1 protein-coding gene is annotated in these 425 nt (G+C 38.4%); it reads left to right on the top strand.

Annotated features, from left to right (window positions below):
* Window positions 1–15: 15 nt before the first annotated feature.
* The coding region (locus KH893_RS12450) for an NUDIX hydrolase (RefSeq protein ID WP_281166357.1) at window positions 16–425 on the top strand (410 nt) is incomplete at its 3' end.

Raw genomic sequence — 425 nt, 5'->3', positions numbered from 1 at the left:
AAATATAATTGGTTTATGGCTAATTACATAAAAGATATTCGTAAGAAGGTCGGCCATATGCCTTTGATTATGGTTGGTGTGGGTGCGGCTTATGTTAAGGGAGGAAAGATTCTGTTGCAGGAAAGAGCCGACACAGGTGGATGGGGTCTTCCTGGCGGTTATATGGAATATGGAGAAAGTATTGAACAGACTCTTAAACGCGAGTTTAAAGAAGATGCTGGTTTTGAAATTCTAGATTGTAAATTTTTGAAGAATTTCGATCAAGAATTTTTCAAATATCCAAATGGCGATCAGACTCAGGTCCTTACACCTTTTTATTTGGTAACGAAGGTCAAAGAGGGAACGCCACAATTTGATCCTCACGAAACCAAGGCAGTCGACTTTTTTGATTTTGACGATTTACCAGAAATTTACTTCGATTCTCA

Source organism: Liquorilactobacillus sicerae (assembly GCF_029916425.1).
Taxonomy (GTDB): Bacteria; Bacillota; Bacilli; order Lactobacillales; family Lactobacillaceae; genus Liquorilactobacillus; species Liquorilactobacillus sicerae.
Note: the sequence above shows the minus strand (reverse complement) of the source record. Positions and strands in the feature narration are given on the sequence as shown.